Source organism: Vibrio sp. La 4.2.2 (assembly GCF_027586995.1).
Taxonomy (GTDB): Bacteria; Pseudomonadota; Gammaproteobacteria; order Enterobacterales; family Vibrionaceae; genus Vibrio; species Vibrio mediterranei.
In genome coordinates this window covers 181,462-193,638 of record NZ_JAPPTJ010000007.1, presented here as the reverse complement: position 1 = coordinate 193,638, position 12,177 = coordinate 181,462, and the positions used below count along the sequence as shown (strand labels likewise).

General features: G+C 42.8%; 9 protein-coding genes. 3 read left to right on the top strand and 6 right to left on the bottom strand.

The window, feature by feature from the left end:
* Positions 1 to 15: 15 nt before the first annotated feature.
* On the bottom strand, positions 16 to 699 hold the full coding sequence (locus OH456_RS17580) for a DUF2786 domain-containing protein (RefSeq protein ID WP_006070778.1): 684 nt from the start codon (positions 697 to 699) through the stop codon (positions 16 to 18).
* 139 nt (positions 700 to 838) lie between these two features.
* Complete coding sequence (locus OH456_RS17575) at positions 839 to 1,513, bottom strand: DUF3334 family protein (protein WP_038230274.1); 675 nt, start codon at positions 1,511 to 1,513, stop codon at positions 839 to 841.
* A 286-nt stretch (positions 1,514 to 1,799) separates the two neighbouring features.
* On the opposite strand from OH456_RS17575, the gene ydiJ reads away from it, so the two are divergent.
* From ydiJ to OH456_RS17560, 3 genes are all read left to right on the top strand, one after another.
* Complete coding sequence (ydiJ, locus tag OH456_RS17570; RefSeq protein ID WP_236109815.1) at positions 1,800 to 4,838, top strand: D-2-hydroxyglutarate dehydrogenase YdiJ; 3,039 nt, start codon at positions 1,800 to 1,802, stop codon at positions 4,836 to 4,838.
* Positions 4,839 to 4,892: 54 nt separating this feature from the next.
* Positions 4,893 to 5,357: a methyltransferase family protein gene (locus OH456_RS17565; RefSeq protein WP_270033969.1), complete on the top strand. Its 465-nt coding sequence runs from the start codon at positions 4,893 to 4,895 to the stop codon at positions 5,355 to 5,357.
* A gap of 82 nt (positions 5,358 to 5,439) precedes the next feature.
* Complete coding sequence (locus OH456_RS17560; protein WP_031494171.1) at positions 5,440 to 5,934, top strand: hypothetical protein; 495 nt, start codon at positions 5,440 to 5,442, stop codon at positions 5,932 to 5,934.
* Positions 5,935 to 6,008: 74 nt separating this feature from the next.
* Here OH456_RS17560 and OH456_RS17555 read toward each other — a convergent pair whose 3' ends face one another.
* From OH456_RS17555 to icmH, 4 genes are read right to left on the bottom strand one after another with little or no spacing between them, the layout of a single operon-like run.
* Positions 6,009 to 6,734, bottom strand: coding sequence for a DUF3581 domain-containing protein (locus tag OH456_RS17555; protein WP_006070773.1), 726 nt, complete (start codon positions 6,732 to 6,734; stop codon positions 6,009 to 6,011).
* A 52-nt stretch (positions 6,735 to 6,786) separates the two neighbouring features.
* The gene (locus OH456_RS17550) at positions 6,787 to 7,563 is read right to left on the bottom strand and encodes a protein kinase domain-containing protein (RefSeq protein WP_252038062.1); all 777 of its coding nucleotides are present in this window, start codon (positions 7,561 to 7,563) and stop codon (positions 6,787 to 6,789) included.
* A gap of 2 nt (positions 7,564 to 7,565) precedes the next feature.
* Positions 7,566 to 10,961, bottom strand: a complete 3,396-nt coding sequence (gene tssM / locus OH456_RS17545; RefSeq protein WP_270033968.1) for a type VI secretion system membrane subunit TssM — start codon at positions 10,959 to 10,961, stop codon at positions 7,566 to 7,568.
* Positions 10,962 to 10,996: 35 nt separating this feature from the next.
* The gene (gene icmH / locus OH456_RS17540; RefSeq protein ID WP_240205973.1) at positions 10,997 to 12,175 is read right to left on the bottom strand and encodes a type IVB secretion system protein IcmH/DotU; all 1,179 of its coding nucleotides are present in this window, start codon (positions 12,173 to 12,175) and stop codon (positions 10,997 to 10,999) included.
* Positions 12,176 to 12,177: the final 2 nt, after the last annotated feature.

The window sequence follows — 12,177 nt, the reverse complement described above, 5'->3', positions numbered from 1 at the left end:
TGTTGTGTGGTCTTTCTATTTCAGCATCTTTGGTGCTTGAGCGCCGTCTATCGGACGATTAACCGATACTTTTCGACCTTTTTTCAGCCCAACTTCGTAGTCAGCGGTGATATTTTTCATCGCTTCTCTTAGCTGCTGTTTGAATGTCTCTCTATCGATGTTTTTGAACTCTTTATCGATATAGTTATTAATTTTATTTGCCGATTCATCATCAGGGGCAATAACAGGCAGTTTTTCTAGCGCGCCTTCTATCCACCCGGAGACAAATGAATTAACACGTTTTGTCACTTCTGTATTTGAAGTACCAGAACCTGCGAAGCTATTTCTAAACTGACCCGTTTGCTCATTCATCTCACGATAAATGATATCAAAAGCAAAAGCTGCAAAGATGGCACGGTCAGCTTCGCCGATAAACTCAACTCGCTTTAGACCTTTATGGTTGAGTAAAACAGCTTCGACGCCAAATTTGGTATTGATGCCCCGGATCACCCGCAGCAGTGTAGAACTTATCGTTGTAGGCAGTAAGTGCGTCGATTGTGTTTTACCCATCTTAATAAACTCAATATCGTCCTTGTCTAGGCCGTATTTGAGCATGAGGCGGTGTGCCATTTTTATGGCATTGGCTGCTTCATTGACGTTCGCTGAGTTACCTAATTCTAAGCACTTAGCAATCTTTTTGAGGGCTTTCTGTTTATCCATCGACAATCTGAGTTCTCTGTACCGCGAAAGAAAAAGGGCACTATTTTAACGATTTTCGGCTAAAAGGGGAAGGGTAGAAGGTGCAGGGTGGGACTCTAAGCGGTAACTAGAGTCCCAAAAGAATTCATAGAGCCGCCGCTTAAATACCTAGCTCATCGAGCAAATCTTGATTGTCGTTTTCTGGTTTGGTGTCTGTACGCTGTTTTTTGGCTGCGATGGCTTGCTCAATAATGGTATCTGGGCATTCGTCTGGTTGAACCTCAAACTCTTCCATTTGAATAAACTCGGTTTTGTCCATAGCAAATTCAAGATAAAAAATGTTGTTATTAGCTGTAGAGAAAGTAACTCGACGGGCTTGAGGTCGTTCTAAGTTTGTGTCGACTGACAGAACCACTTGCTTGTTGATCGACAACATTTTCGGTTGGTTTTGGGTAATGTTGGTCTGTAGTTCTTTGCGAACTTTATTGGTGAAGTCGCCAACAAGCTGATTCATGAGTTCGCCGAGGACATCGCCAACTTCATCTGCATTGTGGTGAATTGCGAGCTCTTCCTCAGGCATACCCATGTGACGCATATAATTACTGTAAACTTCAAGTGCTGCTTGTGAAGTGAAATTAATAACCACTAAACCCGAGAAACCGCCATCAAAGAGGACGAAGCAGCCAAAGTCAGGTTTTAACGTGGTTTTGGTGATTTTCTGAACCATTGCTGAGTATGTCACACTTGATTGTGTCGCAGAGGTCAAAACAGTTGAAACGGACTGGCAGAGTTTTAACAGAATATCTTCGGTGGTGATTACTTTGGTTTTTTTCATTATTGATTACTTCGTTTAATCATTTCTTCCGTGGTTAAAGGAGTGTGTCACGAAGCAAACCTCTTGAAAAGGCATAAACCATAGTCAATCGCTATGACTTTCCGATTTGATCACATTTTTAATTGTTGTAAAGTGTCCAATACCTATAAAATCTATTCGGTTTCAGCTACGTACAATAATTAAAAACGCGTTTATTTAAACGACCATGCGACTAAGTAGGTGAACTTTTTATTTTACATACACTCCTTTGCTGAGCGGATCAGCAGAATTAGGGGCAGGAAGCTAAATGTTACCAAGATTACACTCTCAAACCGACATTAACCCCACCGTACTGGTTTATCTGAAACAGCTTGAGGCTGAAGGGTTTACCGGGGATATCGAAACTCAATATTCGAGTCGCCTTGCCGTTGCAACGGACAACAGCGTTTACCAAAAATTGCCGCAAGCGGTAGTGCATCCAAAAACAACGGCAGATGTACAGCTTATAGGTAAACTTGCTAATCAAGAAAAATTCGCGGCTATTGCGTTTTCTCCGAGAGGCGGCGGTACAGGGACTAACGGACAGTCCTTGACGTCAGGCATTGTTGTCGATTTATCCCGACATATGAACCAGGTCCTTGAGATTAATGAACAAGAAGGGTGGGTAAGAGTTCAAACTGGTATTGTAAAGGATGCGCTAAATGATGCCGTGCGTCCTTATGGTTTCTTCTTTTCCCCAGATCTTTCTACCAGTAATCGCGCGACGCTGGGTGGAATGGTCAATACCGATGCGTCCGGTCAGGGCTCATTAAAGTACGGTAAGACATCGGATCACGTGCTATCTCTGCAAGCGGTGTTTGCTGACGGTTCACTTTTGGAAAGTGACGGTTCATTGAATCAGCTAGAGCAAGACAGTTTCGCTGCCAATGCATTACAGATTGCTGAACAGGTATGTAAGCAAAACCGAGTACTGATTGACGAAAAGTTTCCACCATTAAATCGCTTCTTAACCGGCTATGATCTAAAAAACGCTTATGACCCAAAGACAGAGAGTTTCAATGCTACGCGAATTCTCTGTGGTGCAGAAGGTTCACTGGCCTTTATCACTGAAGCTAAGCTGAATCTTACGCCGATCCCTAAAGCTCGTACTCTCATCAACGTCAAGTACAACAGTTTTGATGCTGCATTGAGAAATGCTCCCTTCATGGTTGAAGCAAATGCATTATCTGTGGAAACAGTTGATTCACGCGTATTGAATCTGGCCAAGCAGGATATTGTTTGGCATACAGTGAGCGACCTTATTAGTGATGTGCCAGGCAAAGAAATGCAGGGTATCAATATGGTTGAGTACGCGGGGCAAGATGAAGAAGAAGTGACTCAAGCGGTAGCGGCTTTAACTAAGAGTCTAGATGAGAAACTGAAGACAGAGCAGGACGGTATCATTGGTTACCAAGTGACCAGTGACGTTGCTAGTCTTGGACGCATTTACAATATGCGAAAGAAAGCTGTTGGCCTCTTGGGTGCCGTGAAAGGCAGCGCGAAACCTATTGCGTTTGCAGAGGATACTTGTGTGCCCCCGGAGAACTTGGCTGACTTTATTGCCGAGTTTCGCGATTTACTCGATGGACACGGGTTGAACTATGGCATGTTTGGTCACGTGGATGCAGGTGTGCTTCATGTAAGACCTGCACTTGATATGTGCGACCCCGAACAAGAGTCGTTAATGCATCAAATCTCAGATGAAGTCGTCAAGCTTGTCGCCAAGTACGGCGGCCTTATGTGGGGGGAGCACGGTAAAGGTTTCCGTTCTGAATATGGCCCTGATTTCTTCGGTGAGCAACTGTTTAATGAACTCAGACGCATTAAAGCCGCGTGTGACCCGTTGAACAAAATGAATCCCGGTAAGATATGTACTCCGTTAGAGAGTACGGATGAGCTCGTTAAAGTCTCGGATACTAAGCGAGGAACATACGACAGACAGATCCCGATTGAAGTTCGTGATAGTTTTGCCCAAGCAATGGAATGTAACGGTAATGGTCTGTGCTTTAACTATGACACCGCTTCACCTATGTGCCCTTCGATGAAAGTAACCGCAGACCGACGTCATTCACCAAAGGGTAGGGCTGGCTTAGTGCGCGAGTGGTTAAGACAGCTATCGGAACAGGGCTTCGATGTTCTTGAGTTAGAGACCAATATTAATCGCTCAAATAGTGCGAAAGGGTTAATTGAGAAGTGGCGGAACACGTTTAATAAACGTCATGAATATGATTTTTCCCACGAAGTATATGACGCCATGAATGGCTGCCTCGCTTGCAAAGCGTGTGCTAGCCAATGTCCAATAAAGGTTGATGTACCAAGCTTCAGAGCTCGATTCCTAAACCTTTATTACTCGAGATATCAAAGACCTGCTAAAGATTATCTAGTGGCAAATATCGAGACACTATTGCCATATATGGCCAAATTCCCCAAGGTGGTCAATTTTGGATTGAACCAGAGAGTTGTTCAGACGCTCACCGAGAAAACAGTTGGCTACATTGACGCGCCGCTTCTTTCTGTTCCTACTCTCAAACAACGTTTGAAATCGCAACCTGTTGCTCAGTTTAGCCTGGAGCAGTTACAGGCCATTCCTGCGGGTCAACGCAGTGACTATGTATGCATCGTCCAAGATCCTTTTACTAGTTTCTACGATGCTGAAGTGGTCGAAGATTTTGCCAAACTAATACTCAAAATGGGTAAGAAACCGGTGTTGTTACCTTTTAAGCCCAATGGCAAAGCAGCTCACATTAAAGGGTTTTTAAGTCAGTTTGCAAAAGGGGCAAAATCAACGGCGGATTTCTTAACACAGGTGTCTCAGTTGAATATTCCATTGGTTGGAGTCGATCCCGCCCTAGTGTTGTGTTACCGCGATGAATATGTAGAGATTCTTAAAGAGGAACGTGGGACATTTAATGTGTTAACCGCTCATGAGTGGCTCATGCCTCTGGTACAAGATAAAGACGCTCTTGAGATGGTGGATGAAGCAGATTGGTATTTGTTTGCACATTGTACAGAGAAAACCAAGATGCCTAATGCGGAAAAAGAGTGGGGCGCTATTTTCCATCATTTCGGCGGTCGACTAACAACAGTACCTGTAGGCTGTTGTGGTATGGCAGGAACGTTTGGGCATGAATCAGACAAGTTGCAAATGTCGAAAGATATTTATGGCTTAAGTTGGCAGCCAAATCTAGACAAGTTGCCAAAAGAGCGCTGCCTAGTCACAGGTTATTCGTGTCGAAGTCAGGTAAAAAGGTTTGAAGATGTGAAGGTCAAGCATCCTGTACAGGCTCTGCTACAACTACTGAACTAACTTTATGAAGCGCCCCAGATTGGGGCGCTTCTATTATTGATAAAGGAATAATCAATGAAAGCGCTTGAACTAAAAATCCCCCCAGTACTGCTGTTTATCCTGTTTGCCGTTTCGATGTATGCACTAGCTGCTATTGATAACGGTTGGCTATATATGCATATTCCACTTAAGTCGATTTGGGTTACAGCACTGTTTGTTTTTAGTGGTTACATGGGTATTTCAGGCGTGTTTGAGTTTAAGAAGGCTAAAACAACGGTTGACCCGACTAAGCCGACTAAAGCAAGCAGTGTGGTTGACACTGGTATTTTTTCGAAAACTCGAAACCCGATGTATGTTGCTTTATTTACGTTGTTATTGTCTTGGGGCTTCTGGTTAGAAGATGGGTTGAGCCTGTTCTTGTCGATGTTTTTTATACCGTATATGAACCGTTTTCAGATTAAACCCGAGGAGCGGGCGTTGGAAAAAATATTTGGTGATGATTATCTTTCGTATAAAGCGAAAGTAAGGCGTTGGATATAGAGTTGCAAATGATATTTATTTGCAATTGATTCTAATTTGCATTTAAATGGTTGTCGGTATTGTGGACTGGAACTATTTAGCGATGAATATTGAGGCGTGTTGGAATCGTTTTTTAAAAGCAGAACAATTAGTAGAACAAGGTCATTGGCCAGAGGCTTACCATCTTTTTGATGAAGTTTTGCACCACCTTCCTCAACATATTTATGCTGCTCTTGATGATACAAGTATAAAGCCTTGCCAGTTTGCCTGCATGTTGACCGGTTTTTATGACGCGGCGGTATCACAGTCTGCTATTTTTAATCAATTAGGTAAGCAACACCAAGCGTTTGGTGTACTAAACAATGCTCATGCTACCTTTCAATTCCTTTCAATTGAACAAACTTCCCTGATACATAGTGTCAGAGAAGTATTGGACAAACAAAGCAATGCACTGCTCGACAAAATCGCTAAGTTTTGTTGCTGCCAAAGAAACGCCACTTGGATGCTAGAACTCGAGCATGTGCAGAAAGCACATTACTATTTCGATAGCTTAAAGCAATACCGAGATATTCAATCGGCTTCTATAACGCTCAACTAGTGAAAAATGCGTGCATAACAAACCAAAAAGCCTCGACATAAGTCGAGGCTTTGAATGTTCATTTTTACTTTTGATTAGGCCGCGTTGTTAAACTGCTCGAGAAAATAGGTCTTTCTTTCGTTGAAACGTGATACTAGGTCATCAACGGCATCGTTGTCATAAGGTTTAAGACCACTTGCAACCATTCGCTTAATGCCTTTGCCCACAACAATCCCATCTTCTTTAAACGCAAAGTTCAACGTAACCACACCGCGCTTACCCTCTACATCAAAAGTCGCGCCAGTAAACTCGACTTCAGGATGGGTGAGGTTCAGGTGTTCAAATTCCACTTCCATGCTCTCGTAAATAACTAGAGGGCGCTGGCAGTTAATCATCATCTGTTGCTCTTGCATGAGCGGAACCATGATGTGAGGGAAATTCATACCAGAGAACTGAACGTAGTTAGTGACTACGTGTTCGATAAACTCTTGGTTGTGGCTTGTCTCACCATCGTGAGTCATCTGAAGGTATTCTTTGCCAGTTTGATCGACAACAGTACTTTCTGTTTCGCCCTTTTCTACAACGTTTAGAGCTACGCCATCGCTGACCATTCCTGAGAAATCAAAGCGCATTTTCTGACTGATTCCTTCTTTTTGCAGTAATACTGCAAACAGTAGATCGCCAGGAACACAGAAACGCTTGTTGTCTTCGTCATGGATAGGGTTAAAGTCGCCCGCTACTTTTTTCGCAAAGTGGCTTGCTTGTTGGCGTGTGAACTCGAATTGTTCGTTGTTAGTAGAAACGTAAGGAGCTAGAAACATAATACTCTTAGATTAAACTCAATTGTCACGAATTATATATGAGTAATCGGCTTTAATGGTCCATCCAGTATGTGATATGACACGAATTTTGCTTTTCTTTCTGAAACTCAGCTAGTGTGTGAGTAATAATTCTCTGATAACTGGTCCGGCAGTGTGAAAAAAACGTCAACTTTTTGCTTGTTTGATGCTGAGTAATATCTAAGCCCTCGTAAGGATGTGCACGATGAGTGGCACAGTAACAGATAGCTAAGGCATACCAATCCAATATAGGCTCTATGTTACCGACCGCGTCTATTTGCTGTGGTGGAGAGTATGACGGTGAGTAGTGGCGAAAAGGCAGTGTTTTCAATGAACTGCCAATTTTAATAGCCATTGAAAGATCAATTAGCGTAGCGTGTCCATCAGATCCAATGACGATATTACTGGGCTTGATATCACCGTGTACGTAACCAGCACGATGTAAAGCTAGGATTTGCTGTTCAATATCATGATGCCAACTTACAGGTGGTGTATTGCTTCGCGCGAGTTGACTCAATGTTTCACCTTCTATCCAAGTATTTAGGAGTAAATGAGTCTCATCTAAAGAGGTCAGAGACTGCCGCGATGACACATTTTGTGGGGAAATGAGCGTAGTTAGTTCAGCTTCAAGTAGTAGTTGTTTTTTAGCAGTTATTCCTCGACCTAAACGGCCTTTCAAATGACCTAACTTTGCTGAGTGGCACTCAAAAACATGGTCTGAATGCCATTCAATATCTTCAGGTTGAACTTCAAGGACTGACGCTATGAGTGATAGCCCTTGTTGATCATGTCTAAACTCAATTCGAAACATCGTTAGATATTTTCAGGTAACTTAAATTGAGTAAAAAAATCGGGTGTAAATGGGTTTACTTGACCTTGCGTCTTCACCGAAAGACGAATTTGCTCGCCTTTGTTGCCAATGGAAATCTCCGCGCCTTGATTATCCGCCTTAACCAATTGTGAGTTGATAAGCTTAAACCAGTTCCAATTACCACTGAAATTGGATTGGGACAACGATGTTACGCTGTCTTTAAGTTCAATATTAAGGTTATCCTCTGCCTGTTGCTCTCCATCCCAACTTATGGACTTCCACAGGGTTGGCCCATGTCGGTAGGTGAACAGTGGTTGATCGCTATAAATCATAAATTCTGTTGCTTTTGGACTCATTGTTAAGGCTTTCATTTGGAACTTAACCGAAACATTGTCTGGTGATGCCAGAAATAGCGCGCTGCGTATTTGATTAGCAACATCAACCATATCCCAGACTTCCGGTGTGATCTCTAACCCAGAACGCGGAAGCAGCCCTGGAAGGTAAGGGCTTCCTTCAGTGCCTTGTAAGAATGAGTTTAAGTATTTTTTATTGAAAGCCTCAAAAGCACCACTCGAAGAAAAGAACGCTTTTACATCAGCAACACTTGCGTCAGTTTCTGCATTTTTGCTGAATGGGTAGTAACTGGCTAAGCTCGACTGGAATGTGGTTAGTACTGAGTTTTTCCACTGCAGGTTCAAATGCTGATGCGCCAGCGATAATACAGCATCATTGCTAAGTTGAGTAATCGCATCAGACAAACTCTTTGTCATAGTAGGTTGAGTTGAGGCGGTGAGTTGTATAGCGGCGATCGGGTTGGAGCTTTGTAATGGCTTTGCTAACGTGTCATAGGCGAGTTTGCGAGCATCCTCAGCTTGATAAAAAGTATCAAGATAAGCTTTCGCAGCTTTGACTGCAGCTAGCCATTGATCTACTGGTTTTGGTGCATCGTTTACCGAACTGACATAGCTATGAAAGTCGGAAAAACTGACATTAATCAGTCTCATTGCCTCCATTTGGTCTTGGTCAATCGGTGTCTGTTCTTTTTCGGCCGCTTTCTCGTCTTTCGCTGGTTCTACTGGCTCTATGTTTATCGTCGTATATTTACTGATCGTATTATAATAATTTTGGATCGGGTTATCTCCCGCGTTGGTCAATAATGTCAGAAGGCGACTGAGTTCAGTATCATCTTTAACCGGATTGACGACGATGTTATTGGTGAAGTCTTTCCAATAGTTGATGTAATCATTTTTATAGAGTTGGCGTAGGTCTCTACTAATCCGATACATTTCCAATGCGCTCGGTGCTTCGCCAGCAACACCCGCGTAGGCTGATAAAGCTTCCTTGATAATAGGGGAATCTACGGAAAGATCTAACTCGGTAAATCCACTCGGGGTAAAGATATGGGGAACAAGATAGCCTACAAAGCCAGAAGAGAATGAGTAGACTTGAGAGTAGTTGCTACCAAGCTCTGAGCGAATATCTATTCGATTGGCGTATTTAGTTTGGCTCTTAATATGTTGATAAAGCAGCGTTTCAATACCTGTTTGATTAATGACTTTACGAGCCAGTTGCTCTAAATCAGTATTAGATTCTTCAGGTATCAAATGATTGGCGAAGGCATCATCAAGTAAACTGGTCAATTGATTGAGAGTACTCGTTGTACCTACTCCTTGATCCTCCAGAGATTGAACAAAATAGGCTCTTAGTTCCTCTGTATTGTTCTTGTTAGGAGTAAATAGCAGACGATAACTATTGAGTAATGAAAGTGTTGTCGCTTGCTCTTCAAGATTAACGTATACGAACAAGTCATTGGCCAAAGACTTTTCTAAAGACGGCATCAACACGGCTTGTAACTCAGTGATATAGGCTAGTTCAACCTCTGGCTTAATAGTGTAAGAAGGCATGAACGGTAACACGTACCAAGGTTCTGGCTTATTATAAAGTTCGTAGATCTTACGGAGTGAATAAAGGTTAGGAATATTGTCTGCAAGATTTTCCACGTCATAAGGTGACGCGGTTATTGCTTCTTTGTAGCGTTCCAGAAGAGCATCAGCGCGAGCTTCCCGCTGGCTTTGGAAGTCGAAATCCAATTTGATGATTGCAAGTATTGCAATTAATAATAAGGCGCACAGAAGCGTATAAGTGGTTTGCATGGTCAGCAACCAGTTTTCTTTCTTCTTATTTACTCCCACAAGCATATGTTCAGGGATTAAAGCATGAGTCATAAGATGCTGGGCAAAAAGTACTTGCTTAACTGGCTGACTAGATTTTGGATGATAGAACTCGTGACCTAAGTCGTTGCTGATTGTTGCGGCAAGTGCATCGACGTTCTTACTGTCACTTCCTTCATGAGTGAAGAAAAAGCCACGGAACATCAAGCCATCACCCAGTTGATTGATGCCAAATATACGGTTTAATTGTAGCCACAAGTTTTGTTTTAACAGTCCAAATTGAAGTGGAGCCGCAGCGATAGACTTGCGGTAGTCTAGGTTGAGCTGCCCTGAGAGGGCACTTGTCATATTGGCAATCAGTTGACCTATCAAGGCGTCATAAGCGTGATCATACCAGTCTGCGTCAATACCACCGTGTTCTCTAAATGGCATCATAGAGCCAAATGCGTCTTCACGCCTTGCGTCTTCAAAACCAGAGAAGTATTGGCAGAAGTCACTGATGCTGCTGCTGTGAGTGATAATGCTGTACACCGGAATAGACAAACCAAAGGTTCGATTCAATCGCGTTAAATCGGCTTTTATCTGATCCGCTCTCATCTTTATGGCTTCTTTTTGCCCTAGTAATGCGTCAGCATTGGTTGCTAGCAGTAACCCGTTAAGGGCCTGTCTAGGACGCCATTTTTTCAAGCAGTTGTAGAGTGTCTTGAGGTATTCCGGGTGTTGGTCTTCTCCTTGGCTAACCGATATAACCAAAGAGTGTTCGCTGAGCCAGAAAAGAATAGGGAACTCGATATCATTGCCAAACTCGTCTACTTGGTAAGCTTCATAGCCCATTTGAGTAATGACATTGAAATCGTTTTGCGGTTTGTCACTGAACCAAAGATAGACGGGCAAATCATAACGACTCTGTAGTCTCTTGTTTGTCTTCTGAACTTTAAGAACGTTTTGAAAATGCTTTTGTAGCAACTGACATCGTCTAGCAATAAGCTCTTTCTTTTTATTCTCATCAGGGTCGTTAAGTTTATTGTTCTTTCGGCTCAACCAATAGGTGAAGAAACCGAGGATGCCAGATAGAATGATGCAAAAAGCAATCGCTATGACGAGGTAGGCCTTAAGTGCTGGCGTAAACCACACAGTTACCAACAGTAATATACAAAGCAAAAATCCGGAGGAAATACCGCTGATTAATGGCTTTGCTGTTGTCTTCTGTTTTTTTCCATCTGCCATGTCTATTTTCTTCCCTGAAAACTGTCTTTAGATCGTTATTGTTGTTTGTTTGTCTTGATCACAATTGAATCGATATTTTGGTTATCTTTGAGCCATTTCTGGGTTTCAATCGCTTGTGAACGATCATCAACATCGACTACTACTCTAAAATACTGTTTGTAACTATCGACTCGGGGCTCGTACTTGCTAGCGCTCAAACGCTCGATAAACAGCTGTGCATTTTGTTCATTCGAGAAGGTAGCGAGCTGAACTAACCAGAGTTTAGAGTCACTATTAATTGGAGAGGCGGCAACACGTGGACTCTGTTGAGCTTCTACTCGGCTTCCTCTAATAGGAGGGGACGAAAGGTCGCTATCGCTCGAAATAAACACAATATCGTTAACTTGTCCGGACAGAATATATCGCTGGCTGAAATCTGGCAGATAAGTAAAATCTCGAGATCGTTGTGGTAGAGTTTTACTGTACCAGAAGTAGGTGAGGGCTAGCGTTGAGCCGATAAGTGTAGCGAACAGTAAGCTGATAACGGCATAGCGCTTTTTGCGGCTAGGACGACGAACTTTAGGGTGAGTCACGCGAGTTTGGCAATGAATGCGAGTTGATTGGCGGTATTGACTTAATATTTGTTCTAGCTGGTGGATAAAGCGTTTAAGCTGCTCAGAACCTTGTGAGTGATACTGCCCTTTGAATCCAATACTCAAGAAAAGATAGATGATCTCGATAAGGTCGATCATTTTATTGGGTTGTCTCGCAGCCTTATCTGCTACGGAGAAGAACAGCTCCCCACCATTTCTCATTCCAAACAGCTCACTGAGAAGTGTTTTGTTTTCCCAACCGCGTTTTTCCCCCCAGTCGGTGTAGACGATAAATTCGTCAAGAACTACGGCAAATAAGAAGCACAACTTATCAATGACAGCTACGGGATAATTGAGGTGACTCCCCTTATCCTTGAGGTCACTAATCCTCGCTACCAATTGTTCTCTTAACTCGGCGATATCGTCTGGTTCGGGAATACTGTCGATTTTTAATGTCACCGCCAAGAGCTCAGCACTGATATTGATAAGCTGATTTTCTGATTTGTCGAAGTGCTTAAGAAACTCCATTTGTGTAGCATCTGGTGTTCGAAATACCGCAGGCTTATCAGAATTAACTTCTGATATTTTCTTTTTGGGGTCTTGTTCCCAAATGACGGTCTCTTCATCCAAATAGTCGAGCATGG